Raw genomic sequence first — 26,126 nt, 5'->3', positions numbered from 1 at the left:
TGCCGCGGGGGACCGCGCGTCAGCGGGGCGGGGTGGGCGACGTGCGGGGTGGCAGGGAGCCCATCGCCCAGCGGATGGACCCGGTCAGCGCCTGGCCGGAGAGTCGTACGAGGCCGTCCGGCAGATACGGGGCCGTGTGGAGATCCAGCAGCGAGCGGGCCCACGGCGGCAGGAGCCGGACCGCGTTCGAGGCCAGGACCGCGTACGGGCCCCGGGCCGGCCACGGCAGCGGGGGTTCCCGCAGGACGAAGCGGGCCGCGTCACGGGCCTGCGGCGTGGCGCGCAGCGCGGGGCGGTAGCTCGCCAGTCGGACGGCGAGCGCGGCGCGGTCGCACGGCGGATCGGGGACGCCGAGGGCGCGGGCGACCCGCGCGGCGTCGGCGATGTACCCGTCGCACCCGGCGCCGTCCAGCGGGTGGGATCCGAACCGCTGGTGCGCGCGCAGAAAGCTGTCCACCTCGGCGACGTGCACCCAGCACAGCAGGTGGGGGTCGGCCGCGTGGTAGGGCTCGCCGGTCGGGGTGGTCCCCCTGATGCCCTCGTGCACGGCGCGGACGCGGTCCACGGCCCGCTGGGCGTCCTCGGCCGTGCCGTACGTCGTGTACGCGAGGAAGGTGCTGGTCCGCTGGAGGCGTCCCCAGGGGTCGCCCCGGAAGCCGGAGTGTCCGGCCACCGCGGCCATGGCCCGCGGGTGCAGGGACTGCAGGAGGAGCGCGCTCAGCCCTCCGATGAACATGGAAGCGTCGCCGTGGACGGTACGGATGGGCCGCTCGGGCCCGAACCAGCGAGGGCCGGGGGCACCGTGGATGCGGGCCCGGTTCGCCGGCCCGGTGGGCCCGGCGACATGGCTGAACAGGCTGGTCCCGATCCGCTCCCGCAGCCCGGGCCCCGACCTCTCCGACGTGTTCACCCCTCCATCCTCGCGCGCACCCACCGGAAGGGCAGGCCCGCGTGGGCCGAACGACCGCCGCGAGTCGACGCTCCGGGGGCTCGTCGCGCATGCGCGGTACGCCGGTGGACCCGGCAGCGGGACAGGAGAGCGCGAGGCAGACCAGGGCCGCACAGGACCCGCGGCCCCTCCGCGTCTGGGCAACCCCGCCACGGGGCGGCCGTGCGCTATCCAGGGCATGTCCGGGCGCGACCCGCGCGGAAGGCACTCGACGCGGGTATGTCGCTTCGCGCACACCCCCGAGAACACGAGGAGTCCGGCCGTGTACGCAGTGATGAGACGCTACGAAGGAGTGACCGACGCCGCCGAGGCGGGGCGGCGGGTGGACGAGGGGTTCGTTCCCCTGGTGCGTCGCGTCCCCGGATTCGTGGCGTACTACTGGGTGGACGCCGGGGACGGAGTGATGGTCTCCACCAGCGTCTTCGAGGACCGGGCCGGGGCCGAGGCATCGGTCAGGGCGGCCGCGGACTTCGTACGGGAGAACCTCGCGCCCCTTCTCCCCCACGCCCCTCAGGTGACAGCGGGCCCGGTGGTGGCCGCGGGATAGCGGCCGCGGTGCCGACGTCCCGGGGTGGGCTGCTCCGCGCGGCCCCCCGCGAAGGCGTCGCCCCCGCGCGTACCCCTGCCCTGGCTCCCGGCCGTCAGCCGCTCTCCTCCTCGGCGCGCAGCAGGGCGAGCTGGTGCGCGAGAGCCGCGTCGAGGCGTCGCTCGTCGTCCGTGGCGAGGAGGTCGAGGAGGGCTCCGCGGAGGACGGCCAGGGCCAGGGTGCGGCGGACGGCTCCGGCCTCGCTGTCCCGTTCCGACGGTGGCTGGAAGCCGGCCAGGACGCCGAGCCAGTCCTCGACCGTCGCGCGGGCGAAACCGGCCCACGGCCCGTGGGGCCGGGTGAGGGAGCGCGCGTACGCCTCGGCCCACAGGCGCAGCAGCGGCCGGTGCTCCTCGGCGGCGAGCCAGGTCCAGATCCGTTCGACGGCCGATGCCAGCCCGGCGGGGTGGTCGGGACGACCGGCCGGTTTCAGGAGGGCCAGTTCGTCGGCGCGGGCCCGGGCCAGCAGCGCGCGTACCAGGCCGTCCTTGCTGTCGAAGAGGTAGAGCAGGACCCGGGGACTGGAGCCGATGGCCTCGGCGAGCGGCCGGAGCGACAGGTCGGCGAGGCCGTGGGCGAGTGCGTACCGGTACGCCGCTTCCAGGAGCTCGTTCTGTCGGGCGGAGGGGGTTGGCGCTTCCGGAGTCATGCGGCTAGCCTAACTGAAACGACTGTTTCAGTGAAGGTCGATCGATCACGGGGGTCGGGAGAGAGCTCATGCCGGAGCAAGAGAAGAACCAGCGGGCCGTGATCCGTCGCGCCGACCGTCCCGGGGACCTGGGCTGGGCGGTGATGGCCCACGGCGAGGCGTACGAGGCGCAGTTCGGCTGGAACGTCGAGTTCGAGGCCCTGGTCGCCGGGATCGTCGCCGGCTACGGCTCCGGGCACGATCCGGCCCGCGAGGCCGGCTGGATCGCCGAGGTCGACGGCCGCCGCGTCGGCTGCGTCTTCCTCGTCGCGGGCGACCGGCCGGACGTGGCCAGGCTCCGGATCCTGCTCGTGACCCCCGAGGGCCGGGGCATGCGCCTCGGCACACGGCTGGTCGAGGAGTGCCTCGCCTTCGCGCGCGCGGCCGGGTACGAGCAGGTGACGCTCTGGACCAACGACGTCCTGACGGCGGCACGGAGGATCTACCGGGGCTTCGGCTTCGCCCTCGTCGACGAGGAGCCCCACCACAGTTTCGGCCGCGACCTCGTCGGTCAGAACTGGACGCTCGACCTGTCCGCCGCGACCGGAGACGCCGCCGCCTGACCGACGGCCGCCGTGTGCCGCTGCCGGCTGCTCACATCGGGACGCCGGCCGCTAGGCCGTACGTCCGCAGGGGGTCGAGGTGCAGCTCGTAGGGGCCCATGCAGTCCGCGGCCAGGGTGGCCACCCGGGCACCGCACGCGCACGACATGTTGCGGCCTCCGGTGCCCAGCGGGCCGCAGCAGCCGTGGTGGACTCCCAGGGACCCGGACAGCCGCAGGGTCGGCACGTCCTCCGGATGGACGATCACCGAGTCCCGGGGACCGGCGGGCACCGTGCCCGTCAGGTCGGGCGGCATGAGCAGCGCGCGACCGGCCCGCACCGCGGTGGCGCCTGCCTCCGCCGTCGTGAACGGGGCGCCCCAGGGTTCCGGGTCGACGGCGTAGCAGCCGCGCGGAACGGTCGACGGCGCGAGCCGGTTCCCGCCGCGGTCCTTCTCGTGCGTGGAGACGTCCGGGACGTCGGGCAGCCGGCGGAGGTCCGGGGTGAGTGCGGTGCCGCACTTCGCGCAGAGGAAGACCGTCATGCGGTCCGTTGTATCCCACCGGCCGAGCCGGTCGCGACCGGGTTTCCTCCCAGGTCAGGGGCCCTCTCCGGGAGATCTCCGGGAGATCCCTCACCGACTGAGGGAGTCCAGGAGGTCCAGGAGCAGCGACATCCCGAAGACGGCGACGGCCACGCCCCCGAGCAGCAGCAGCGTCGCCACCAGGGCGAAGGCCATGGTGATCCGCGTCCGCCGGACGGCCGACCGGTACGCGCTGTCGTCGTCCCACTCCCGCTGGTCCATACCCGCCCCCTCGACGAGCACCCTACAAGGCGCAGCGGCGCGCGCCCGGTGCGCCGTGGCATCGTGGTCCCATGACGATCTCGGTTCGCCCGGCCTCCGACTTCGAGGACGTCCGCGCCCTCGTCGGCCCGAAGTCGCCCGGGGCCACGGTCTGCTGGTGTCTCAGCTACCGGATCCCGTCCAAGCTCAACAACGAGCTGCGTGGGCCGGCCCGCGGGGAGTACGTCGCCGACCTCTGCCGCAAGGAGCCCCCGCCGGGTGTGCTCGCCTACGACGGTGACGAGCCGGTCGGCTGGGCCGCCGTGGCACCCCGGTCCGATACGTCCTTCGCCCGCAGCCGGAAGATCCCGTACGTGGACGACCTGCCGGTCTGGTCCCTGTGGTGCGTCCGCGTGCGCCCCGGCCATCGCAAGCAGGGGATCTCGCACGTCCTGATCGACGGCGCGGTCGAGTTCGCCCGCGCCCACGGTGCGCCGGCCGTCGAGGCGTACCCGCTCGACAGCGGCGACGCCAAGGTCGATCTGACGATGGCGTACCCGGGGCTCCGCAAGAACTTCGAACGGGCCGGATTCGTCCACGCGGCCGACACGACCTCGGTGCTGGCCGGACACCCCCGGGTGCTGATGCGGCTCGACCTGCGCTGACCCGCCGCCCGGAGACGCCCGCGGCCGTGCGGGGCCGCCGGCCGACCCGCTCCGCGCGGCGCGCCCCGGATCGGGGGGCGGCCCGCCCGGCGTAACGTGGCGGCCCGCGGGCGGTCCCGGGCCGCCGGCGGCAAGTCCGGTACGAGGGACGAGGAGTGACGGTCTGCATGGGGACGACGGACGACGAGCGGTACGACGTGACGGTGGTCGGGGCCGGGGCCGCCGGGCTCGCCTGCGCGGCGGACCTCGGGGCCGGCGGGCTGCGGGTGCGGCTGCTGGAGGCCGACGAGACCGTGGGCGGGCGCATGCGCACGGACCGGGTCGCGGGTTTCACCGTCGACCGGGGGTTCCAGGTCTTCAACACGTCCTATCCGCAGGTGAAGAGGCGCCTCGACCTGCGGGCACTGCGGCTGCGGCCGTTCACGCCCGGAGTCCTGGTGCAGACCGAGGACGGGATGCGCCGGTTCACCGACCCCAGTCGCCGCTTCCGCGAGAGCGCCGACCTGCTGCCCGGGCGGCTGGCGTCCGGGCGCGACCTGCTCGCCCTGAGCGCGCTGACGGCGCGCGACGTGCTCGCCCCGGCCGGACGGCTGCGGGCCCGGCCCGACACCACGACCCTCACGGCGCTCGCCGCCGCGGGCGTCTCCCCCGAACTCGTGGAGACGTTCTTCCGGCCCTTCCTGTCCGGGGTGTTCCTGGAGGACGACCTGGAGACGTCGGCCCGGTTCTTCCACTTCGTGTGGCGGAGCATGCTGCGCGGCACGCTGTGCCTCCCCGCGGACGGCATCGGAGCCGTACCCGCCCAGCTGGCCTCCCGCCTGCGCCCCGGCGTGCTGCGCACCGGGACCCCGGTCGCGGCCCTCACTCCGCAGGGCGTCGCACTCGCCGACGGGGAGGAGGTCCGCTCCCCCACCGTCGTCGTGGCGACCGGCCAGCGGGCGGCCGGCGAGCTGCTGCCGGGGTTCGACGTCCCGCGCGGCCGGACCGTCACCACGCTCTACCACGCGGCGGCACAGCCGCCGCTGGCCGAACCCGTCCTCGTGGTCGACTCGCGGCGCCGGTTCCTGAACAGCTGCGTCCTCACCGCCGTCCACCCCGGGTACTCCACCGACGGCAGGGCGCTGGTCTCCACCTCGGTCCTCGGCGCGCCCGACACCGCGGCCGTGGACGCCGTGGTCCGCGCCCTGGGCGAGGTGTACGGGACGGACACGGGGGCGTGGGAGCTCGTCCACCGCGTCACCGTCCACGACGCCCTGCCCGCCATGCCCGCGCCCCACCCGCTGTCCCGGACCAGCCGGGTCGGGCCGGGCCGGTACGTGTGCGGTGACCACCGGGCCACCGGTTCGCTCCAGGGAGCCCTCGCCTCGGGCACCCGGGCGGCGCGGGAGGTGCTGGCCGACCTGAGGCGCGGAGGGGCGCGGTAGCGCCCGGCCGGGACCCCCGCGGGGTGCATCCGTACCGGGGCCGGACGGGGAAGCGGTTCGGGGCAGGCGTCGGGGGCAGGCGCCCGTCCGGGACGGTCACGGTCGCGAGAAGGCGGAGGTCATACGGTGATCACGGTGGAACGGAGCTTCGTGGTGGGGCTCCCGCTGGACGAGCTCGTCGCCTATCTGGAGGACTTCAGCCGCACGGAGGAGTGGGATCCCGGGACCGTACGGTGCGTGCGACTGGACGAGGGACCCGTACGGCCCGGTGCCCGCTGGCGCAACACCTCCCGGTTCCGCGGCCGCACCACGGAGCTGGAGTACCGGCTCGTGGAGCGGGAGCCGTCGCGCCTCATGTTCGTCGGCGAGAACAAGACGGTGACCGCCACCGACGACCTCTCCTTCGAGGCCGCGTCCCCGTCGGTCACCCGCCTGAACTACCGGGCGTCGCTGCGGTTCAAGGGCCTGGCCCGGCTCGCCGGCCCCTTCCTGAGGTCCGAGTTCGAACGCCTGGGCGACGAGGTCGCCGAACGCCTCCCGACGGCGGCCACACAGCACCGCGCGTGACGGCGGAGCCGGTCGCGTGAGCCGCGAGGCCGGTGAGGAGGTCCGTCGGCGATGAGCGGTGGGCACGTACGCCGGGGCGTTGTCAGTGGGTCTCTCTATCCTGACGGTGGAACAGCTTCAGGGGGAGGCACACATGACGCTCGACGGTGGCCGGGTCGCTGCTCGCGGGTTTCAGTACCAGTACTTGCGCACGGTGGAGGCGCTCCTCACCGGGCTCGCCACGGGGGACGTGGCGGCGTGCCGGGTGGAGGGCCCGGCCGGGGCGACGTCCGTGCGACAGGTCGACTGCGTCGACTTCGATCTGATCGACGCCGAGGGGCGTTCTCTGGTGGCGGTGCAGGTCAAGAGCGCCGGGCCGACGCGTGTGGTCCGGGCGCGGGACGCCCTGGCGGTGCTGCTGCATCTGATCACCGGGTTCGACTCCGTCGCCTACCGCCTGATCACGTCCGCCTCCCCCAACGAGAGCTGTCTGAGACTGGCCGAGCTGCTCCGGCTCCACCGCGGTGACGTACCGGCTCTGCGAGGGGAGCTGGAGGACCTCCTCCGGCGCGCCCCGGCCACCTGGGCCCTGTGCGAGGCGCTGACGCCCGGGCAGTGGGAGCGGTTGGGGCGCGCGATGGTCGAGTTCGACGCGCGCAGCGAGGCGCAGCTGCGCCAGGACCTCAACGACGCGCTGCGCGTCCGGCGCGAGCGGAGCGGGCGCGGGCTGTCCGCCCGGGTGGGCGGCTTCGTGCTGGGGTACCTGGTGGCCGAGGTCATGCGGCGCGCGACCGATCCGGGCCTGGCCGAGTGGGACGTCGAGGACTTCCGGAGTCTGGCGCTCGCCGAGGACGAGCAGCTGATCGCCGCAGTGGGCCGTCAGGACTTCGGTCTCGTGTACGGCCCGATGCCGCGGATCCCCGAGGTGTCGAGGGCGGATCTGGTCGCCGAGATCGACGCGGTCGTCTCCGGCGGTACGGACGGCTCCAGCGGCGTTCCGGTGTGTGTGGTCACCGGCTTGTCGGGCCTGGGCAAGTCGAGTCTGGCCGCGGCCTACGTGGCGGAGCACGCCTATCGTTACGACACGGTCTTCTGGGTCGAGGCGGAGACGGAGGAGGCGCTCACCGCGTCCTTCGCCCGGATCCTCGGTCATCTGACGGGGATCGCGGGGCCGGTCGAGGTGACCGATCCCCGGCTGGTCCGCGAGCGGGTGCACGCCCTGCTGCAGGCCCTGCCGGGGCCTTGGCTGATGGTGTTCGACGACGCGACGGCGAAGTCCACCCGCCCGTGGCTGCCGGGACTGGGCCGGGGCGCGGTCGTCGTCACCTCGCTCGGAGGCAACTGGCGTCATGCGCGGGGACGCGTCGAGATCGGTGCGCTGAGCGACGACCAGGCGGTCGAGTTGCTGCGGCTGCGTCTCGAGCTGACGGAGGACGACGCGGCCCGGCATGCGGAGGTGGTGTCCCGTCTGGCGGAGGCACTGGAGCGGTGGCCGCTGGCCATCGAGGTGGCGTGCGGTTACCTGCTGGGCTGCGGAATCGGCGTGCAGCGGCTCGACGCCTATGCGGACACGCTCCTGCAGCGGGCGGCGGACGACGAGGACTCCGTGCCGTACGGCTATCCCCGCACCCTTGCCGCCGCGGTGGCCCTGAGCGTCGAGCGTCTGGTCGCGAGCGCGCGGACCAAGGGGCTTGTGGAACCCACCCTGTCCACCCTCGCTGCCCTGTGCTGGCTGGCTCCGCGCCGGATCCCCGTGCATCTCGCCCTCGCCTCCGCGGTCGTCGGCGTCGAGCAGCTGCCGCCGTCTCCCGGCAGGCTGTTCCTGGACGAGGCCGAGCATCCCGTCCGCGAGGTCTTCCGCGAGCTCACGAACGTATCCCTGGTGCGCTACGACGATCCGCTGCCGGTGCGCACGGAGGCCTTCCCGGGGAGCGAGGACACCGTGTCGATGAACTCGGTGCTGCAGGTCGTCCTCGCGCGGCACCTGGACCTGTCGGGGATCGCCGCGACGGCGCTGCCGCAGGTCGCCGCCCACACCGACAAGTGGCTGCTGGGCGCGATCGAGACGGGCGAGGCCGAGCGCTCCTGGGAACTCGCCCAGCATGTGACCGCCCTGGTCGGGCACGTCGAGGACGCCGGGATCGCCGACCTGCACACGTGTCTGCTCATGGGTAACCTGGCGGCCTTCCACCTCTCCCACGGACGGTACGAGCCCGCGCAGCGGCTGCTGGAGGAGGAGCTGGTCCGGCTGGAGCAGGCGGGCCGTCCCGATGACGGCGTGGCCGCGCAGGTCGACGTCCTGCTGGCCCACATCGTGCAGCTGCGTGAGCCCGTCGACGCGGCCGATCTCATCGAGGAACGGCTCGACCGCGTGCTGTCCTACCTCCTCACCCTGCCGGTCCCGCTCGATCCGCACGCGGTCGACCTCGCCGCCAACGCGGTCCTGGTCCTCCAGACGCAGCTCCACGCGGCCCCGCACGACGGGCTCGCCCAGCTGCTCCAGGGCTTCGTCCCGGTGACCGACACCGCTCCGGGAACCGAGGTCACCCGGGCGCTGCGCGATCTCACCGACATCTCGGACCTTCTGAGCGCGGGCGAGGACGAGCTCGCCGAACAGGCCGCGTCCGCCGCCCTCGCCGCCGTGTCCGAGCCCTGGACCAAGTCGGCGGCAGAGTTGCGGCGCCTGCTCGTCGAGTCCCTCGTCCAGCAGGAGAAATGGCAGGCCGCCGATGCGGCGCTCACCGACTTCCTCCCCTACTGCGGTCCCCGGACCCTGCACGGCTTCTCCGTCCAGCACCTCGTGCACAACGCCGGCCTGGCCGCCGCGTGGAAGTGGGTCACGACCGGGAACGAGCGAGCGGTCGCATTCCTGGGGCGGCTGCTGGAAGAGACGGGGGTCGACGAGAACCCGGCGCCTGAGGTCCCCACGGATCAGGCACGCCTCGTCCTGCTGCGGGTGGTGCATGGAATGTGGCGGGCCTTCAGCACCGACTCCGTGTCCTCCGCGCCCATGGACCTGATGAGGCATCTGACCGACAAGACGTTCACCGAGCCCCATGATCCGGACAACGTGTGGGAGCGGCTCTACCAAGGACTTGCCCCGCGGCTCGCGGTGCTCGGCGGGGCAGTCGTGCACCGCAGGCACCAGGCGGAGAGCGAGGAGATCGTCTCCGCCGCCGGCGCCGACCTCCTCGCCGATCCGGCGGTGCGCGCCGTGTACGAGGCGGCCCCCTGCCACGGGCAGGCGGCGGTGTCCACCGATCCCGCCTACGCGCCGCTGGGCATCACCTCCAACCTCGACGTCCTGCTCCCCGAGCTCCGCCATGTCCTCCCTGGCCCCCGCGCGCTGCTCTTCCTCGAACCCACCACCATGCTCGGGGTGACCGCCCTCGCGTCCGGGCTGTCGACCGAGCTGCAGATCCATCGGGCCTGTGACAAGGGGTTCAGGCGTCTGATGGACCGGGCCGCCAGCGTTCCGTCGGCCGACGGCATCACGCTCACCCTCACGGGCCGGGACCTCGTGCTGGAGCACGAGGACGGGACGGTCGTCGCCCGCGCCCGTGTGGACGTCTCCGGTCAATGGCTCAAGGCGGCCCGTACCCGGCGGACCGTGGTGGTCTACTACGGCTACGGCCTCGATCTGGCCGAGACCGCGACGCACCGACGGCTGCTGGCATCCCCGACGACGCTTCACGAACGACTGACCGAGGTCAGCAGCCAGGGCCTGCTCGCCACCGCGCTCGTGTCCGTGAACCTGGGGCCTGCCCCCGTCACCGCGTCCCCGGAGAGCGCGGCCCCACCCCGGCGGACCCAGCCGAAGAGGGGGAGCAAGCGGTCGCGGGTCCGGCGCGGTAGGTGACACGGGGCCGCGGGCAAGCTGAGACGCGGTGGGGACCGGCCTGACCCGGCTGCCCCCTCCTGCCCGGGCCGCTCCGTCCGCGGACCGGGGTTCCGTCCGCGGACCAGGGGCCCGGCCCCGTGGTGTTGCGGGGGTGTGGCGGCCGGATGGCGGGCTCGTGGCAGTGGGGGCGTCGTCCCCTTTTGGAGGGGGCGGACGTCTAGTGTCCCGGACACGGACCCCGCCGTTCCCGGTGCGGGGTCGTCCCCGGTCACTGCCAGAGCAGGTTCGTCATGAGCGCATCCCCCTCCCTCACCGTCGGCGAAGCAGAGGCGCGGCTGCCCGAGTTGAGCGTCGTCGACGTCCGTACGCCGGGCGAGTTCGCGTCCGGGCGGCTGCCCGGCGCCGTCAACGTCCCCCTCGAGCGCATCGAGGAACGGCTGCCGGAGCTGCGGGACTCCACCGGGGGCCGGCCGCTGCTGCTGGTCTGTGCGTCCGGCGCCCGGTCCGAGAAGGCCGTCGCGGCCCTGGCCTCCCACGGACTCGTGGCGGCGAGCCTCTCCGGCGGCACGCGGGGATGGGCCTCGGCCGGTCACCCTCTGGAGTATCCGCCGGGGGCCGTGCGCCGGGTCTGGGGGATGGAGCGCCAAGTGCGCTTCGCCGCGGGCACCCTGGTCCTGGTGGGCCTGGTGCTCGGGCTGCTGGTCCATCCCGCGTTCCAGGTGCTGTCGGCGGGAGTCGCCGGGGGCCTGGTGTTCTCGGCGGTCACGGACACCTGCGGCATGGCGGTCGTGCTGGGCCGCCTTCCCTTCAACCGGCGCGGCACGGCCTCGAACGGCTGACGCGCTCCCCCGCGTCCGGGAGTTCACTCCCGTGCGTGGGGGTGCGGCGGCGCGGGCTCCCGGTTTCCGGGGGCGAAGCGGCCGAGCAGCAGGGTGAGGAGGACGGCGGTCAGGGTGCCCGCGACGACGCCGCTGCCCAGGATGGTGCGCGCCCAGCCCGGGAATCCCGCGTACAGGTCGGGGGTGAGCAGCGGGAGCAGTCCCACGGTGAGTGCGAGCGCGGCGGTCAGCGAGCCCGTGCCGCTGCCGGACAGGTCGGCGCGGCGGAGCATCTCGACGCCCATGACGGCGATCACGGCGTAGACGACGAGTGCGGAGCCCCCGACGACGGCCTCGGGTATGCCGGCCAGGGCCCGGGACACGGGGGTGGCCAGGCCGAGGACGACGAGGAGCGCTCCGGCTCCGGCGGTGACGAAGCGGCTGCGGACCCCGGTGAGCCGTCCGATGCCGATGTTCTCGGCGCTGGTGACCATGAGGGACGTGCCGAACAGTCCGCCGGCCAGGGAGACGACGGCGTCGGCCCGGGCGACGCGGGGGACGTCCCGTTCCGGGGCGGGGGCGCGGCCGACGGTCTCGCTGTTGAGCACGGTCTGTCCGGTGATCTCGGCCAGGGTGGTGAGGCTGAACACGAGGAGCGGGAGGGCGGCCAGCAGGTCGAACCGCGGTGTCCCGAAGGGCAGGAGGGCGGGGAGTGCGAAGCCGCTGCCGACGGCGGGGACGAAGGAGCCCAGACCGGTGGTCACGGCCACCACGGTGCCCGCGGCCATGCCGATGAGGACGGAGGTCTGGCGCCAGACGCCGCGCAGGAACACGTACGCGGCGACGGTGGCCGCGACCGTGAGCGCGGCGAGGAGTACGGCGCGGGGCTCGCCGGTGCCGTCGGGGCCCGTGACGAGCCGGGCCGCGACCCGGATCATCGCGATCCCGATGAGGAGCACGGTGACGCCCATGACCAGGGGCGGGAAGAGCCGTACGACACGGGCGTACAGGGGCAGGACGGCCAGCAGCAGTGCGGCGGCCAGGAGGACGGCTCCGGTGGCGGTCGCCGCCCCGTGCTCCTGGGCGATCTGGAGGAAGAGCGCGGTCGCCGCGCCGCCGGGCAGCATGACGAACGGGAGGCGTCCGCCGATCCGCCACACGCCGAGAGACTGGAGCAGGGCACCCGCGCCGCACAACAGCAGGACCGCGCTGAGCAGGGAGGCCGTCGCGGCGGGCGGCATCTTCAGGGTGCCGGCGACGAGGAAGACGGTGGAGACGGGGGCGGCGATCATCGCCAGCACGTGCTGGGCGGAGAGCGGCACCAGTCTCCGCCAGGGGACCGGCGCGTCGACGGCTTCGACCGCGGCCCCGGGGGCGGCGGCCGGCGCGGGCTTCCGGGTGGAGGCGGACGGGGGTTCCGGGGTGCTCGTCACGACGTCGCCTCCAGCCAGGGGATGTCCGCCGCCGTGTACCGGTAGGCGCGGAAGACGGCGTTGGGCTCGGACGGGAAGAGGCCCCGCACCTCCTGTTCGCCGTAGCCGGCGAAGTGCGGGACGACGTACTCCCAGCAGAGGTAGCCGTCCTTGGTCACTTCGAAGAGCCGTCCCGACGGCGAGTCGGTGACGAGGGTGTTGCCGTTCGGCAGGCGCTGCGCCGACCCCATGAAGGGCGCGAAGAAGAACTCGCGCGCGGGGTCGTGGTACTCCCACTCGATCTCGCCGCTGGTCCGGTCGATCTCGATCACGCGGGAGTAGGGGACGTCGTTTCCCGGTCGGAAGACGCCGTTGTCGAAGACGAGCAGCCGGCCGTCCTCCAGCTCGGTGGGGGCGTGCTGCTGGCTGACCGCGCCGGGACGGCTGCGCCAGAGGATCTCCCCTGTCTCGCGGCTGATGACGACGACCGCCGAGACGCTGCGGAGGCTGGCCAGGATGTTGCCGTCCCGCAGGGGTGTGACGCTGTTGATCAGGGGCCAGTGCTCGCGGGCGTAGGCCTCGTGCAGCGGGTAGGACGCGCGGTCGAGGTGCTCCGAGGCCCGCCAGGACCAGAGGAGTTCGCCGTCCGGTCCGACCTCCTTGATGGTGTCGGCCCAGACGGTGTCGCCCCCGGCCTCGGAGCCGGGCACACCGCCCCGCACGCCGGCGGCCTCGGCGCCGGTCAGGGGCTCCAGGGCGGTGTAGAGGACGCGTCCGTCGTCGAGGTGGTGGGCGTCGTGGTGCTGGAGCGGGTCGCGGTGCTCCCGCAGGACGGTGCCGTCGGGCGCGGCGCGGAGCATGACGCCGCCGCGGTACTTGTGCCACATGGGGAAGAGGGCGCGCTCGCCCGGAAGGACGCCGTTGTAGGCGAGGGTGCCGTCGGCGAGCAGGCGGGCGTGGCGGCCGGGACGGTACGGCAGGTCCCAGCGGTGGACGACATGGCCGTGGAGGTCGATCAGGTAGACCTCGCCGGTTCCGGTGAGCGGGGCGTAGAGGGTGTAGCCGTCGGACACGGCCGTCTCGTCGAGGGCGATGAGGCCGACGGGACGACGGCGGCGTGAGTTCTGGTCGATGGTGGGCACGTGCGCACTCCTCGCTTCAAACTTTCTTTGATGAGAACAACTGACTTTGACACTAGGAGCGTTTTGTGACGGGCGTGTGTCGGGAGTACGAAACCGTTCCCGAGTTCTCGCGGTGCGCCGCGTAGGGTGCCTTCAGGCGCCGTCGACCAGGGAGAACGGCGCCGCGGGGCGGGGGAAGGACGGGAGCACCATGGAGGCCCAGAGCACGGACGCCCCGCGGGTGGGGGCTGCGGTTCGCCGCCGGCGCAGGGCGCTCGACCTGACGCTCGCCGATGTGGCGGGGCTCAGCGGCCTCTCGTCGCCGTTCCTCAGTCAGATCGAGAACGACCGGGCGCGCCCGAGCATGCGGTCGCTGCAACGGATCGCGGACGCGCTCGGCACGACGGCGGTGCGGTTGCTGGCGGCGTCGGACGAGACCCGCGCGGTCGACGTGGTGCGCGCCGGCGACGAGAGCGGCCTCGACCGGGAGGCACGCGTCCGGCCGCTGGTGCGGGGACGCCATCAGATCCACGCGCTGGAGTTCGTCGGCGCGCACGAGGCGGACCGCGAGTTCCGGCACCGCAACGACGAGTTGATGTACGTGGCGGACGGCTCGGTGGAGGTGGAGGCCGACGGCCGGATCCACCGGCTGGGGCGCGGGGACACGCTCCTGGTGTCCGGGGGCGTGCGGCACCGCTGGCGTACGACCGAGCCGGGTTCGCGGGTCCTCGTGGTCGCGGTCGGCGACCACGTGGAGGTACTGGAGCCCTGACGGCGACAGGACCCCGACGGCGGCGCGTCGGGGCCCGTACTGAGCCCGGCTCCCGAAGTCCGCGTGGGCCGGGGCGTCAGGGCCCGGGCGTCAGGGCCGGTGCGGTCGGGAGTCAGGGCCCGAACGTCAGGGCCCCGGCGTCAGGGCCGGTGCGGTCGGGCGTCGTTCAGGACGCCGGGACGTCCGGCGGGGAGGATGCGCGGTCGCGGGACCGGCGGACGAGATGCCGGGCCAGCAGGCCCGCCCACGCGACCAGCAGGAGCGCCGCGGCGATGCGCACCGGGAACGGGGTGCCGTCGCTCGCGGCGGCCCAGCCGAAGACCAGGATGCTCAGACACATCCACGCCGGGCTGTCGACGAACCCGCGCTTCCCGCCGCCCGACGCCCCGCCCCTCTCGGCTCCGTGCGCCCTCATGCTTCCCGCCGCGAGGGGAGCGCGGCGCGGTGCCCGCTCAGGACGCGTCGCGCCTGGGCAGGCGCCAGTTCGCGCGCGGGAAGTGGCAGGTGTAGCCGTCCGGGTAGCGCAGGAGGTAGTCCTGGTGCTCCGGCTCGGCCTCCCAGAACGCACCGGCCGGCTCGACCTCGGTGACCACCGGTCCGGGCCACAGCCCGGAGGCGTCGACGTCGGCGATGGTGTCCTCGGCGATGGACCGCTGCCGGTCGTCGGCGTAGTAGATGGCGGAGCGGTAGCTGAGCCCCACGTCGTTGCCCTGCCGGTTCATGGTGCTGGGGTCGTGGATCTGGAAGAAGTACTCCAGGATCGTCCGGTAGTCGGTGACCGAGGGGTCGAAGAAGACCTCGATCGCCTCCGCGTGCCGGCCGTGGTCGCGGTAGGTCGCGTGGGGCTTGTCCTCGTCCCCGGTGTAACCCACCCGGGTGCGCAGCACTCCGGGCAGCGACCGGATCAGGTCCTGCATGCCCCAGAAGCACCCGCCGGCCAGCAGGGCCCTCTCCTCGGAGACGTCGCTCATGCCGCTCACCTTTCCGTCCGTGGGTCCGCCGACACCCGGCGCACCGCGCGTGTGCGGCCGGGTCCTCTCTCATCATAATCACCCCCTTGACCGTCACCGAAGGGCTCTCCTTGCCCGTTTCCGCAGGCCGCGGCCATGAAGGTCGGGGTGACGCCGGCGGCGTCGGGACCGCTTCGCCGCCGCCCGGCGAACGCCTGCGGACGGCGGTCACCGACGACGTCCCGAAGCAGGTGCGGCGGCACTCGGACGCGTCCTCACGAGGTGTGTCGCCGCCCGCGGGAGAAGACACGTGTGACGGCTGTCCCCGTCCCCGCACCGGGAGGGCCGCGCGCACGCGGAATCCCCGGGCGTCGCGGCGGCCGGCTGCTAGGCTTTCGCGTCACGTGGACCGTGTATCCGTGCATCGAGGAGTCACAGACGTGGTGGGTGAGGACGACATCTCCGGGTGAGACCCGGTTCTGACGGCCACCGGCCGGCGCTCGGGAGCGCTGCCGAGGTGGTCCGTCCCGTCGTACCCCCTTCCCCCCGTCTGCCCTGGGCAGAGCTCTGCCCTCCGTACCTCCGAGGTCTCCCCCATGTCCGACGCCGCAGTCGTCTGCTCGAACCTCTCCTTCTCGTGGCCCGACGACACCCCCGTCTTCCACGACCTGTCCTTCAGCCTCCCCCAGGGCCGTACCGGGCTGGTCGCCCCCAACGGCTCGGGGAAGTCCACCCTGCTCCGGCTCGTCGCGGGCGAGCTCACACCCGCGGCCGGCTCCGTGCGGGCCGACGGCATCGTCGGCTACCTGCCGCAGAGCCTTCCCCTCACCAGTGACCTCACCGTCGCCGAGGTGCTCGGCGTCGCCGAGGTGATCCGCGCTCTGGACGCCGTCGAGTCCGGCGACGTCGCGGACGAGCACTTCGCCACGATCGGCGACGACTGGGACATCGAGGAACGCACCCGCGCCCAGCTCGACCGCCTCGGCCTCGCCGATCTGGCACTGGACCGCACCCTGCGCACGCTCAGCGGCGGTCAGGTGGTCTCCCTCGGCCTCGCGGCCCAGCTGCTCAAGCGCCCCGACGTGCTCCTGCTCGACGAACCGACCAACAACCTCGACCTGGAGGCCCGGCACCAGCTGTACGACGAGCTCTCGGACTTCGCCGGCTGCCTGCTGCTGGTCAGCCACGACCGGGCGCTCCTCGACCGCATGGACCGCATCGCCGAACTCGGCGCCTCGGAACTGCGGCTGCACGGCGGCGACTTCTCCTCCTACGAGGACGCCGTGCGGGCCGAGCGGGAGGTTGCGGAGAAGAACGTCCGCAACGCCGAGCAGGACCTCAAGCGGGAGAAGCGGGAGATGCAGCAGGCCCGCGAGCGCGCCGACCGACGCATGAGCAACGCCTCGCGGAACCTCAAGAACGCCGGCCTGCCCCGTATCTTCGCGGGCACCATGAAGCGAGGCGCCCAGGAGTCCGCGGGCCGCTCCGGGCAGGTGCACTCCTCCCGGGTGAGCGAGGCCAGGTCCCGTCTCGACGAGGCCGGGCGCGCGCTCCGCGACGAACAGCTCCTCACCCTGGAACTGCCCGACACCCACGTGCCCGCGGGCCGCAACCTGTTCCTGGGCCAGGGCATGCAGGTGCGGCTCGGCGGCCGGGACGTCTTCGCCGCCGGCGGCGTCGACCTGACCGTCCGCGGCCCGGAGCGCATCGCCCTGACCGGCCCCAACGGCGCGGGAAAGACGACTCTGATGCGCCTCGTGACCGGCGACCTCGCCCCGGACGCCGGGGAGGTCAGGCGCAACGACGGCCGGGTCGCCTATCTGTCGCAGCGGCTGGACCTCCTCGACCCGGACCGGACGGTGGCCGAGAACTTCGCCGCGTCCGCACCCGAGCGCCCGGACGCGGAGCGGATGAACCTCCTCGCCCGCTTCCTCTTCCGGGGCAGGCGGGCACACCTGCCGGTCGGCGTGCTCTCCGGCGGGGAGCGACTGCGCGCCACTCTGGCCTGTGTCCTGTACGCGGAACCGGCGCCGCACCTCCTGCTGCTCGACGAGCCGACGAACAACCTGGACCTGCTCAGCGTCGGCCAGTTGGAGGGAGCCTTGAACTCGTACGAGGGGGCGTTCCTCGTGGTCAGCCACGACGAGCGGTTCCTCGCCGGGATCGGTGTCGACCGCCGGCTGCGGCTGGCGGACGGCACGCTCACGGAGACGGGAGGCCCCGTGGGGTGAGCGGACGACGCTCGCGTCGTCGACGGTGGACGTCGGCCCGGACGGACGAACACGTGAGCACAGGGGCACGTCGAGGCATGTGCTCACGTGGAGGGGATCCCGTGGAGGTGGTCACGCCGGGCCCGCCGTCCGGCGCCGAGGTACCCGCACCGGGCCCCGGGCGTGGGTACCATGCGCAGCACCACGCGTCCCGAGGGAGTGAGTGCACCGTGACCAACCAGTCGACCGCCACCCGTCTGGTGGAACAGGCCGGGTCGGATCTGGCGGAGAATCGCCGTCTGCAGCAGGAGCTCGCCGAGCGGCTCACGTCGTTGCGGCACGAGGAGGCCCTCCTCACCGACATCCTCAAGCTCGCCCAGCAGTACGAGGGGTCCGCCGTCCCGTCCCGGCTCCCCCAGCAGTCGCAGGCCGAGCCGGTCGTGGCCCGGGCCGAGCGACCGGCGGCCGGCTCCGGCGGGCGCCGCTCCACCGCGCCCAAGCGTGCCCGGGCGGCCGGCACCCCCGAGGCCGCCGCGAAGAAGCCGTCCCGTCAGCCCCTGCTCGGGGGGCTCCTGCTTGAGCTGCTCGGCAGGTACGAGGAGCCGCGGCTGGCCAAGGAGCTGCGGGACGAACTCCTGACGCGGCACCCGGACCGCACCCCGACTCCGCAGGTCGTACGGAACACCCTGGAGTCCCTCGTCGCCAAGGGACGCATCCAGCGTCACAAGCAGCAGCGGTCCGTCATGTACACCCTCGTCCAGCCGGAGCAGGCCGGCTGAGACGCCCGTCCGCCGTCCCTACCGGGATGCCAGGGCGTCCCGTACGCGTCGCCCGGCGGGCCCGTTCAGCCCTTCAGCGCGAAGAAGCGCATCGGCGAATTCGGCCGGAAACCGATGCGCGGGTACACCGGCGCCCCCGCGACGGTCGCGTGCAGGGTGGCACGCGTCAGACCCGTGGCTCGGGCACCCTCGTACAGCGCCTTCCTCGTCACGGCCTCGCCGTACCCTCGTCGTTCCCACTCCGGGTCCGTGGCGACGAGGACGACGAAGAGTCGGCCGTCCGCCTCCACCGTCGCCGCGCAGGTGACGGGCACGCCGTCCCTCAGGCCGAGGTAGGCGTGCACCTGCTGCTTCCACAGCGCGGAGCCGGCGATGCCGTCGCGGCCGTCCTCCAAGGAGAAGCCGTACGCCCGCGAGTTGATGTCGGCGTACGCCTCCAGGTGTTCGTCGGTCGACACGCGCACGAACGTCAGGTCCGGATGGGCGGGCTCCGGGAGGGGTGCCAGGTCCCCGGCCATGCCCGTGCCCGGGAAGGCGTGCACCAGGCCGGCCCGGTCGGCCGCCGCCTCCAGGCCCGCACGGGCCTCCTCCGCGATCAGGTCCTCGAACACCCACAGGAAGCCCTGCCGCCTCTTCGCCCGCATGACGTCGGCGGCCTCCCGCACGCGCCGCTCCAGAAGCGCCGCGTCGGCTCCCACGTCGGTCAGGGTGACGCAGTTCCAGAAGGCGAAGCGGCAGTCGGCCCAGCGCACGGCGATGCCCGGTAGGTCGCGGACGTCCGCGGCACCGTCCCGGTCGAGCACCATGGTCCGCCAGGCCACGGTCAGTTGTTCCATCGATTCGATCGAATCCCCGCGGACGGTCAACGTGGCCCTCATTTCGCCGAAGGTGTGCGGAACGTGTGACGAGTGAACCACGGACGCACGTGTGCCCGTGCCGGCGAGGCGGGTTGTCGCCGTCGGGTGCGACGAGCTCGCTCCGGTGGTTGGGTTGGGGGCGCTGCCGTCCTGAACGGTGGGCGGGTGGCCGGTGGACGTCGGGTCAGCGCAGGGTGACGCGGCCGGCCACCGGCAGGTGGTCGCTCCCGGTCGCCGGCAGCGTGCGCAGGTGGCGGACGGTCGCCGAGCGGGTCATGACCTGGTCGATCCGGGCCACCGGGAAGGCGGCGGGGAAGCTGAAGGCGAAGCCGCGCTCCGCCGTGTCCAGCCGTGAGGTCAGCGGTGCGAGCCCGCGGTCGTCGGCCGTGCCGTTGAGGTCGCCGAGCAGGACGAGCCGCTCCGTCCGCTCCCTCGCGACGGCCCTGCCCAGCAGCACGGCGCTCTCGTCGCGCGAGGCGGACGCCAGGCCCGTCGCCCGTACCCGTACCGAGGGCAGGTGTGCGACGTAGGCCGCGATCTCGCCCCGGGGAGTGCGGACCACGGCCCGCAGCCCGCGGCTCCAAGGGCCCGCGACTCCCTGCGGCTTGATGTCGAGCGACCCGGCGTCGGTGAGCGGATGCCGTGACCACAGCCCGACGGTGCCGCGCACCTCGTGGTACGGGTAGGCCGGGGCGAGGACCTCCTCGTAGACCGCCAGCGCCGGCGGTACCAGTTCCTGCAGGGCGATGAGGTCGGGGGCGGCGGCGGCCAGGGCGCGAGCCGTGCCCGCCGGGTCGGGATTCTCGTCGCTGACGTTGTGCTGCACCACGAGCAGGTCGTCCGGACCGGGCTCCCCGCCGGGCAGCAGCAGACCCCCGAAGAGATACGTCCAGACGGCGGTGGGCAGCATCAGGGCCGCCAGGGCGACGGCCGAGCGGCGGAGCAGCGCCGCGGCGAGCAGGGCGACGACCGGCAGGCCGAGCCAGGGCAGGAACGATTCGACCAGGCTGCCCACGCGGCCCGCGGAGTTCGGTACCGCGCCGTGGAACACCATCGCTCCGGCCGTCAGCACCGCGAGCACGGCCGTCAGCCGCCCCTGCGCCCGCCAGGTCGGCCGGGCCTTCGCCGTCGCCCTCGCGTCCCGGCCCGCGTCTCTCCCCGCGCCCGCCACCGTGTCCGGGGCTGCGCCCGTCCCCGCACCCGTGTCCGTGTCCGTGTCCGTGTCCACCGTGTCCTCCGGCCGCTCGTGCGGTCCGTTCCGTCCGCCCCGTTCCCAAGACGACGCGCCCGGTGATTCGGTTTCCGGTCTCGTCCCCCCACGCGACGTCACTGCTGCTCCGGGCGGTGGGAGCAGGAGTGACCCGTTCGGTCGCGCGGGGCGGGCGGTCCCGTGACAGCACCGGCTCGTGGTCGTTGTGCCGGTGCGTCCGTCCACGGCACGGGCGGACGGGCGCCTCACCGGGTGCCGTGGGGCGAGGGCCGCCGCGCCCGCCCGCCACCCGTCACCGCCGCACGTACCGCCGCACAGGGGGCCACATGTCCAAGGAGCGCCTCGATCCCGCCCTGCTGCGGCTCTGCGGCGTGCTCGCCGTCGGTGCCTTCGCGCCGCTGCTCGACACCACGATCGTCTCCGTGGCGGTCGACGTCCTCGGGCGGGACCTGGGCGTGTCCACGGCGACCGTGCAGTGGGTGAGCACCGCGTACCTGCTGGCCTTCGCCATGGTCATGCCGGTGAGTGGATGGGCGGGTGAGCGGTTCGGGACGCGGCGGGTCTGGCTGGGGGCGCTCGTCCTGTTCCTCGTCGGGTCGTGGCTCTGCGGGCTCGCCGGGAGCATCGAGTCGCTGGTCCTGTCCAGGGTCGTGCAGGGTGCGGGCGGCGGGCTGATGCTGCCCGTCCTGCAGACCGTCGTCATCCGGGCGTCCGGCGGACGGCAGGTGGGGCGGCTGACGGCCGTCGTGTCGTTGCCCGCCCTGCTGGGTCCGGTCCTGGGGCCGGTGCTGGGCGGGCTGATCCTCGGGCACGTCGGATGGCGGTGGATCTTCTACGTCAACCTGCCCGTCTGCCTGCTCGCGCTGGCCCTCGCATGGCGCGGGGTCCCCCGGGACCCCCGGCGTGTGCCCGGCACCACCCCGCGGCGGGGGTCCCGCCTCGACGTCGTGGGGCTGGCGTTGGTCTGCCCGGGCCTCACCGCCCTCGTGTACGGCCTCACACAGGTCGACGGGCGGGCGGGCGTCCTCGTGCCGGTGGACGGGCTCGTCCCGACGGACGTCCTGGTCCCGACGGCGGCCGGGGTCGTCCTCGTCGCGGCGTTCGTCGGGCGGAGCCTGCGGAGCACCGCGCCCCTCGTCGACGTCCGGCTGTTCCGGGTGCCCTCCTTCGCGGCGAGCTCGGTGCTGATGTTCGTCGGCGGTCTGACCACGTACGGCGGGATGTTCCTGCTGCCGCTGTACTGCCAGGTGGTGCTCGACGAAGGGGTGGTGGCCACCGGTCTGCTGCTCGTTCCGCAGGGGATGGGTGCGCTGGCGGCCCGGGGGGCAGGCATGCTCACCGACCGGGTCGGGGCGCGTCCGGTGGTGGTGGCCGGGCTGCTGCTGAGCTCGGCCGCGACCGTGCCCTTCGTGCTCTCCGCGGGCGACAGCCCGCTGGTCTGCGTCGCCCTGTTCCTGCGCGGGTTCGGCCTGAGTGCGGTGAACATCGCGGTCATGGTCGGCGCCTATCAGGGGCTGGAGGATTCCCGGGTGCCGGATGCCAGTACCGCGACGCGGATCGTCCAGCTGGTCGGCGGATGCGTCGGCACCGCCGCGTTCGCCGTCCTCCTGGGCCGAGGCGGGCAGTCCGCCGCCGCGTTCGCCCACGCCTTCGGCTGGACGGTCGGGCTGACGGTCTGCGCCGTCGCCGTGGCGGCCCTGCTGCCGGGGCGCCGCACCCTGACCGCCGCTCCGCCCGTGGCGGCCGGCAGCCGGACCTGACGGCGGGGCCGGTCGGTCCTCGGCCCGTCACCCGGTCGCCCGCCACGTGACCTTTGCGTGCACGCCCCAGTTGACCAGGCATGAACGCTGAGAGGGTCCGCCACTTCACCTTCGACGGATTCGGCTACCGGTGCCGGGTCGTGGAGAACGCCGCCGCCGTCACCGAGCCCGTCGTCGTGGTCGGTGGCGCGTTCCAGGACATGTACGCCTACCAACGCCTGGAGGCACGCTGGGCGGCCTCGGCCACGGTGATCAGTGTGGACCTTCCGGGATCCGGCGCCGCCGATCCGCTGCCGGCCTCGTACGGTTTCGACTTCCTCGTCGGTGCGCTGGCCGACCTGCTCGACCGGCTCGGGCTGGGCCGGGTCAACCTCTTCGGGGCCTCCTACGCGGTGCCGATCGCGTACGGACTGGCCCAGAAGCGCCCGGAGCGGGTGGCACGCCTGGCACTGGTGGGCGCGGCCCCCCTGTATCCGTCGGCGGAACGTGCCGCGTTGCGGACCATGGCCGACGCCCTGGAACGCGGTGACGTCGGCGCGTACGCGCGGATGAGCGTCGCCGCGCTGCTGTCCCACGGAGAGCGCGAGGTCCACAAGAGGGCGGTCGTCACGCGGGTCCTCGCCCGCACGATGGGGTCGGTCGCGGGCGCCGACATCCCCCGGCACCTCGCCTCCACCCGTCGTGTCATCGAGTGGGAGGGCCTGCGGCCGGGCGGCGTCCGGGACGTACCGGCGCTGGTCTTCACCGGCGAACACGACAGCCTCACCCGTCCCGCCCTCGGGCGCGAGGTGGCCGCCACGATCGCGGGCAGCGTCTTCACCCTGATCCGGGGCGCCGACCACCTCTCCCACCTGGAACGCCCGAGCGAGATGTCCGAGTTGCTCGACCGGTTCTTCACCGACCGGCCCCTCGCGGACCTGCCGTACCTCACTCCGCTCGAACACCCCGTCCTGCCGGCCGTTCTCGTCCCCTGACGACCCGGTGGCGACCGGTCCACCCGTCCGCGGCCGCCTCCCGCGGACCCCACCCCGAGGGGGAGCACCATGTCCGATCCGACGCCCACGCCACCCGACGACGCCTTCGTCCCGTACACGCGGGCCGTTCTCGACGCGGTGGCGCGCCGCCCCACCGCCCCCGTGCTCACCGCCCACGACGGCCGGCGGATCATCGGCGGCGAACTCGTCGACGGCGTCCACCGGCTCGCCCGCGAGCTGGCGGCCCGCGGCATCCGGCGCGGACGGACCGTGTCCCTGCTCACCGGCAACACCCCCGAGGCCCTGGTCGCGCGCTACGCGGCCAACCTGGCCGGTGCGCGGGTCACGCCGTTGTACGACGGGCCGCCCGCCGAGGTCCTCGCGCACCTCGTGGAGCACGTGGAGACCGAGCTGCTCCTCGTGGACCCCATCCGCTATGCCGACCTGGACCGGCTCGAACCCCTCCTGCACGGGCCGGCGGTGGCGACGCTGGGTCCGGGCCGGGACGCCGAGGACCTCTGCGCGGCCGCGGCCCGCCGGTCTTCGGAGCCCCTCGCCGTGTCCGTGCGCGCCGACGACGACTGGTGCATCCGGCACACCGGCGGCACCACCACGGGGCTGCCCAAGAGCCTCCAGATGAAGCACGGCGCGTACCGGCGCACCCTCGACAACCTGTGCGCCCCGACGGACGCGCCACCTCGCTACCTGGCCTGTACGCCCCTCACGCACGTCGCGGGGCTCTGCGCCGACCTGGCGCTGCTCCAGGGGGGCGAGGTCGTCCTGCAGACCGCGTTCGACCCCGGCGAGGTGCTCGCCGCGATCGAACGGGAGCGGATCACCCGGCTGTGGCTGCTCCCGCCGCTCCTCCACCGGCTTCTCGACCACCCCGCGCTGCCCGCCACCGACACGTCCAGCATCCGGCGGATCACCTACGGCGGCAGCACCGCGTCCCCGGCCGGGCTCCGGCGGACGGAGGAGGTCTTCGGGCCGGTCCTGCACAGCTGGTACGGGCAGACGGAGACGCTCGGGCTCACCGAAGTGCACCCCCACGAACACGGGGTGATCGGACGTCACGGGCAGATCACCGTCGGCCGGGCCCTGCCGGGGGTCGAGCTCGGCATCCGCGACCGCCGCGGCACCCCGGTGCCGGCCGGCGTCGAGGGAGAGATCCACGCCCGCGCCCACAGCATGATGGACGGCTACTGGAAGCGGCCCGAGCTGACCGCCCGGGTGCTGCGGGACGGCTGGGTGCACACCGGCGACGTCGGCTACCTGGACGAGGACGGGTACCTGTTCCTCGTCGACCGCGGCCAGGACACCATCACCGTCGACGGCGCCGCCGTGTACCCCAGCGAGATCGAGAACGTGCTGACGGAGCATCCCGCCGTCGCCCAGTGCGTCGTCTTCGGGGTCCGCCGGGAGGACGCGACCGAACAGGTCCATGCCGCGATCGTGCCCGCCGCCGACCGCACCGCCGACGCGGACGAACTCCGCGAGTTCGTCACCGCCCGCAGGACCGGCGCGCACGCTCCTCACACGTTCCACGTCGTGACCGCGATCCCGTTGACCAGCATCGGCAAACCCGACCGGCACGCGCTCCGGAGGGCGTTCGACTGAGGAAGGGCTCAAGCTCCCTCGTGCCCCCGCACGTTCACTCGTTCCCCCGCGCAGGGGTTGATCCTCGGGGACCGAGGCTGCGAGGCTCAGCGGCATGACCTTGGTTCTGGGAGACCGGTCCAGGTTCGCCGCGGAGGTCGGCGAGCCCGGACCGCTGTGCCGCGTCGACCTCTGGGCAGCGGACAGGTGGCTGACGTGCGACGACAACGCGGCGTACGTGCCGCAGTTCCGCCGCGACGTGGGAGACACCCTCACGCGGCTGGTGTCCGGCGGGGGTTCGCCCCTGCCGTTCCCGGGCCTCTCCGCCGAGGCCACCCACCGCCGTCTCGTGCGGACGACGGACGACGGGGCGGACGGGGAGCTGCGCGGCCGGTTCCACGCCCTGCGCTGGGGTCCCACCACCGACAACGTGACGGCACACCTGTTCCGCGAGAAGGAACGGCTGCTGATCACCCTGGAGTTCTGGCGCGAGGAGCACCTGTACCGGCACCCCGACGACGTCGGCGCGGTGTACGTGGTCGAGATCGCGGTGGACGAGTTCGCCGGGATCCTCGAAGGCATCCTGGCGGCACTCGGCCCCGCGCACGCCTGACACCTTCCTCAGGGCGGCGGCCGGATCGGACTCACGCCGGAGGCGGATCGGGCCACGGGCCGGGCTCACGCCGGTGGCGGGTCGGGCCGCGGGCCGGGCTCACGCCGGCGGCGGGTCCGGCAGCCAGTCCCGTTCCGGGTCGTACTCCAGCCACCGGCTGCGCCCCGCCTCCTCCGCGCACGCCGCGGCGAGTCCGTCCAGTCCCGCGTGGCCGCTCCCCGAGCGCCACACCAGCGACCACGCGTACAGCGGAGTCGGATCGACCAGGGGAACGGACCGCAGCCCCGGGACCTCCGGCAGCGGCACGTCGGCGGGCAGCAGGGAGAAGCCGCGGGGTGCGGCCGCCACCTCGGCGAGGAAGTGCGCGAGCCCGAGGTTGACGCCCTCGGTCGTCCTGCGGATCCCGAACCGTTCGACGAAGCGCCGGAGGAAGTCCAGCCGGTCCAGGGTGCCCGGCGCCCACAGCGTGCTGTCGCGCAACTGCTCCGGCCGCAGGGCCGGTTCCGCGGCCAGCGGATGGTCCGCGCTCAGGACGGCGTCCACCGGTTCGAGGCGGACGAGGCGGTGGGTCAGCCCCTCGGGCAGGGGAGGATGGACGCGGCCGAACGCCGCGTCGATGTCGCCCCGCAGGAGCGCCGTCGCCACGGAGGGCAGGTCGCGGCCGTGCCCCAGGGCCGGTCCGCCGGAGCGTCCCGCGATCCGCGCCAGGCTCCGCAGCGGGGCGTAGAGGTGGCCCCAGACGTCGACGCGCAGGGGTTGCTCCGTCCCGGACACCGCCGCGACCGCCGCGTCGGCGGCGGCCACGACCTGCCGCGCGGGCGCCAGGAAGCGCTGCCCGGCCGCGGTGAGATGCACGCCGCTGCCGCCCCGGTGGAGAAGCGTGGTGCCGAGCAGGGACTCCAGCCGCGCGATCCGCTTCGACAGCGCCTGCTGGGAGATCGCGAGCGTCCCCGCCGCCCGGCCGAAGTGGAGTTCCTCGGCGGTGCGCACGAAGGCGCGCACCTGGGCGACGTCGAGATCCATGGCCAC

25 protein-coding genes are annotated in these 26,126 nt (G+C 73.8%); 14 read left to right on the top strand and 11 right to left on the bottom strand.

What is annotated here, in order from left to right:
• Window positions 1-19: 19 nt before the first annotated feature.
• On the bottom strand, window positions 20-910 hold the full coding sequence (locus tag ACY0MR_RS34435; protein ID WP_473557460.1) for an oxygenase MpaB family protein: 891 nt from the start codon (window positions 908-910) through the stop codon (window positions 20-22).
• 301 nt (window positions 911-1,211) lie between these two features.
• Between ACY0MR_RS34435 and ACY0MR_RS34430 the strand changes: the two genes are divergently transcribed.
• On the top strand, window positions 1,212-1,496 hold the full coding sequence (locus ACY0MR_RS34430; protein ID WP_473557458.1) for an antibiotic biosynthesis monooxygenase family protein: 285 nt from the start codon (window positions 1,212-1,214) through the stop codon (window positions 1,494-1,496).
• Between the two features lie 94 nt (window positions 1,497-1,590).
• Here ACY0MR_RS34430 and ACY0MR_RS34425 read toward each other — a convergent pair whose 3' ends face one another.
• Window positions 1,591-2,184 (bottom strand): TetR/AcrR family transcriptional regulator, encoded by a 594-nt coding sequence (locus tag ACY0MR_RS34425; RefSeq protein WP_473557455.1) that lies wholly within the window; start codon window positions 2,182-2,184, stop codon window positions 1,591-1,593.
• A gap of 68 nt (window positions 2,185-2,252) precedes the next feature.
• On the opposite strand from ACY0MR_RS34425, the gene ACY0MR_RS34420 reads away from it, so the two are divergent.
• Complete coding sequence (locus ACY0MR_RS34420) at window positions 2,253-2,786, top strand: GNAT family N-acetyltransferase (protein WP_404084762.1); 534 nt, start codon at window positions 2,253-2,255, stop codon at window positions 2,784-2,786.
• Between the two features lie 31 nt (window positions 2,787-2,817).
• On the opposite strand, the gene ACY0MR_RS34415 is transcribed toward ACY0MR_RS34420, so the two are convergent.
• A complete protein-coding gene (locus tag ACY0MR_RS34415) occupies window positions 2,818-3,309 on the bottom strand; it encodes a hypothetical protein (protein ID WP_392865687.1) in 492 nt (163 codons plus the stop codon).
• A gap of 90 nt (window positions 3,310-3,399) precedes the next feature.
• On the bottom strand, window positions 3,400-3,570 hold the full coding sequence (locus ACY0MR_RS34410; RefSeq protein ID WP_403311160.1) for a hypothetical protein: 171 nt from the start codon (window positions 3,568-3,570) through the stop codon (window positions 3,400-3,402).
• 71 nt (window positions 3,571-3,641) lie between these two features.
• On the opposite strand from ACY0MR_RS34410, the gene ACY0MR_RS34405 reads away from it, so the two are divergent.
• The 5 genes from ACY0MR_RS34405 to ACY0MR_RS34385 all read left to right on the top strand — a co-directional run bounded on the left by ACY0MR_RS34405 (window position 3,642) and on the right by ACY0MR_RS34385 (window position 10,864).
• Window positions 3,642-4,214 (top strand): GNAT family N-acetyltransferase, encoded by a 573-nt coding sequence (locus ACY0MR_RS34405; protein ID WP_361848167.1) that lies wholly within the window; start codon window positions 3,642-3,644, stop codon window positions 4,212-4,214.
• A gap of 167 nt (window positions 4,215-4,381) precedes the next feature.
• On the top strand, window positions 4,382-5,638 hold the full coding sequence (locus tag ACY0MR_RS34400; protein WP_388797766.1) for an NAD(P)/FAD-dependent oxidoreductase: 1,257 nt from the start codon (window positions 4,382-4,384) through the stop codon (window positions 5,636-5,638).
• A gap of 126 nt (window positions 5,639-5,764) precedes the next feature.
• Entirely contained in the window at window positions 5,765-6,205 is a 441-nt protein-coding gene (locus ACY0MR_RS34395; protein ID WP_388797763.1) for an SRPBCC family protein, read from the top strand.
• A 133-nt stretch (window positions 6,206-6,338) separates the two neighbouring features.
• Complete coding sequence (locus ACY0MR_RS34390) at window positions 6,339-10,043, top strand: hypothetical protein (protein ID WP_473557450.1); 3,705 nt, start codon at window positions 6,339-6,341, stop codon at window positions 10,041-10,043.
• 272 nt (window positions 10,044-10,315) lie between these two features.
• Complete coding sequence (locus tag ACY0MR_RS34385) at window positions 10,316-10,864, top strand: rhodanese-like domain-containing protein (RefSeq protein WP_473557447.1); 549 nt, start codon at window positions 10,316-10,318, stop codon at window positions 10,862-10,864.
• 23 nt (window positions 10,865-10,887) lie between these two features.
• Here ACY0MR_RS34385 and ACY0MR_RS34380 read toward each other — a convergent pair whose 3' ends face one another.
• A complete protein-coding gene (locus ACY0MR_RS34380) occupies window positions 10,888-12,276 on the bottom strand; it encodes a uracil-xanthine permease family protein (RefSeq protein ID WP_473557445.1) in 1,389 nt (462 codons plus the stop codon).
• Window positions 12,273-13,397 carry an aryl-sulfate sulfotransferase gene (locus ACY0MR_RS34375; RefSeq protein ID WP_473557443.1) on the bottom strand — a complete coding sequence of 375 codons (1,125 nt, stop codon included), beginning with the start codon at window positions 13,395-13,397 and terminating at the stop codon, window positions 12,273-12,275. Before ACY0MR_RS34375 ends, ACY0MR_RS34380 begins: the two co-directional genes overlap by 4 nt.
• 190 nt (window positions 13,398-13,587) lie before the next feature.
• Between ACY0MR_RS34375 and ACY0MR_RS34370 the strand changes: the two genes are divergently transcribed.
• Entirely contained in the window at window positions 13,588-14,148 is a 561-nt protein-coding gene (locus ACY0MR_RS34370; RefSeq protein ID WP_388797748.1) for a helix-turn-helix domain-containing protein, read from the top strand.
• A gap of 166 nt (window positions 14,149-14,314) precedes the next feature.
• Here ACY0MR_RS34370 and ACY0MR_RS34365 read toward each other — a convergent pair whose 3' ends face one another.
• Together ACY0MR_RS34365 and msrA are read right to left on the bottom strand one after the other, a co-directional pair.
• Window positions 14,315-14,488, bottom strand: a complete 174-nt coding sequence (locus tag ACY0MR_RS34365) for a hypothetical protein (protein ID WP_473557440.1) — start codon at window positions 14,486-14,488, stop codon at window positions 14,315-14,317.
• Window positions 14,489-14,600: 112 nt separating this feature from the next.
• A complete protein-coding gene (gene msrA, locus ACY0MR_RS34360) occupies window positions 14,601-15,119 on the bottom strand; it encodes a peptide-methionine (S)-S-oxide reductase MsrA (RefSeq protein WP_473557438.1) in 519 nt (172 codons plus the stop codon).
• A 575-nt stretch (window positions 15,120-15,694) separates the two neighbouring features.
• Here msrA and ACY0MR_RS34355 point away from each other — a divergent pair.
• Together ACY0MR_RS34355 and ACY0MR_RS34350 are read left to right on the top strand one after the other, a co-directional pair.
• The gene (locus ACY0MR_RS34355) at window positions 15,695-17,329 is read left to right on the top strand and encodes an ABC-F family ATP-binding cassette domain-containing protein (protein ID WP_473557435.1); all 1,635 of its coding nucleotides are present in this window, start codon (window positions 15,695-15,697) and stop codon (window positions 17,327-17,329) included.
• A gap of 209 nt (window positions 17,330-17,538) precedes the next feature.
• Window positions 17,539-18,087 (top strand): hypothetical protein, encoded by a 549-nt coding sequence (locus ACY0MR_RS34350; protein ID WP_473557433.1) that lies wholly within the window; start codon window positions 17,539-17,541, stop codon window positions 18,085-18,087.
• Between the two features lie 65 nt (window positions 18,088-18,152).
• On the opposite strand, the gene ACY0MR_RS34345 is transcribed toward ACY0MR_RS34350, so the two are convergent.
• Window positions 18,153-18,923, bottom strand: coding sequence for a GNAT family N-acetyltransferase (locus ACY0MR_RS34345; RefSeq protein WP_361848137.1), 771 nt, complete (start codon window positions 18,921-18,923; stop codon window positions 18,153-18,155).
• A gap of 205 nt (window positions 18,924-19,128) precedes the next feature.
• Window positions 19,129-20,034 (bottom strand): endonuclease/exonuclease/phosphatase family protein, encoded by a 906-nt coding sequence (locus ACY0MR_RS34340; protein WP_473561972.1) that lies wholly within the window; start codon window positions 20,032-20,034, stop codon window positions 19,129-19,131.
• 446 nt (window positions 20,035-20,480) lie between these two features.
• Here ACY0MR_RS34340 and ACY0MR_RS34335 point away from each other — a divergent pair, with 446 nt between their 5' ends.
• From ACY0MR_RS34335 to ACY0MR_RS34320, 4 genes are all read left to right on the top strand, one after another.
• A complete protein-coding gene (locus ACY0MR_RS34335) occupies window positions 20,481-21,914 on the top strand; it encodes a DHA2 family efflux MFS transporter permease subunit (RefSeq protein WP_473557430.1) in 1,434 nt (477 codons plus the stop codon).
• An 80-nt stretch (window positions 21,915-21,994) separates the two neighbouring features.
• Window positions 21,995-22,888, top strand: coding sequence for an alpha/beta fold hydrolase (locus tag ACY0MR_RS34330; RefSeq protein WP_473557428.1), 894 nt, complete (start codon window positions 21,995-21,997; stop codon window positions 22,886-22,888).
• 69 nt (window positions 22,889-22,957) lie between these two features.
• The gene (locus tag ACY0MR_RS34325; protein WP_473557425.1) at window positions 22,958-24,505 is read left to right on the top strand and encodes an AMP-binding protein; all 1,548 of its coding nucleotides are present in this window, start codon (window positions 22,958-22,960) and stop codon (window positions 24,503-24,505) included.
• A gap of 94 nt (window positions 24,506-24,599) precedes the next feature.
• Window positions 24,600-25,097, top strand: coding sequence for a hypothetical protein (locus ACY0MR_RS34320; RefSeq protein WP_473557423.1), 498 nt, complete (start codon window positions 24,600-24,602; stop codon window positions 25,095-25,097).
• Window positions 25,098-25,196: 99 nt separating this feature from the next.
• Here ACY0MR_RS34320 and ACY0MR_RS34315 read toward each other — a convergent pair whose 3' ends face one another.
• Window positions 25,197-26,120: a LysR family transcriptional regulator gene (locus ACY0MR_RS34315; protein ID WP_473557421.1), complete on the bottom strand. Its 924-nt coding sequence runs from the start codon at window positions 26,118-26,120 to the stop codon at window positions 25,197-25,199.
• Between the last annotated feature and the right edge of the window lie 6 nt (window positions 26,121-26,126).

The sequence above is a fragment of the Streptomyces sp. JN8 genome (assembly GCF_055808075.1).
This window is presented reverse-complemented; position numbering and strand designations above follow the sequence as displayed.